Annotated in this window: 1 protein-coding gene; it reads right to left on the reverse strand. The window is 72.3% G+C overall.

The window, feature by feature from the left end:
* Positions 1-250, reverse strand: a 250-nt coding sequence (locus tag QSK22_RS33510; RefSeq protein ID WP_285498541.1) for an AMP-binding protein, incomplete at its 3' end; no start/stop codon positions are given.
* Positions 251-260 lie beyond the last annotated feature (10 nt).

Genomic DNA, 260 nt, shown 5'->3' on the forward strand with positions numbered 1-260 from the left:
GCGCCAGCCCGGCGCCGGCGATGTACAACTCACCCACGACACCCACGGGCACCGGCTCGAGGCTGTCGTCCAGCACGTAGATGCGGGTGTTGGCGATCGGACCGCCGAACGGCACCGGACCACCACGCCCCGGATCCACCTCACCCACCGCGACGATCACCGTCGCCTCGGTCGGACCGTACGCGTGAACCAGCCGCCGCCCCCGCGCCCACTCCCGGGCCAGCGACTCACCGACCGTCTCGGAACCCACGACCATCCGC

It is taken from the genome of Actinomadura sp. NBRC 104425 (genome assembly GCF_030269545.1).
Taxonomy (GTDB): Bacteria; Actinomycetota; Actinomycetes; order Streptosporangiales; family Streptosporangiaceae; genus Spirillospora; species Spirillospora keratinilytica.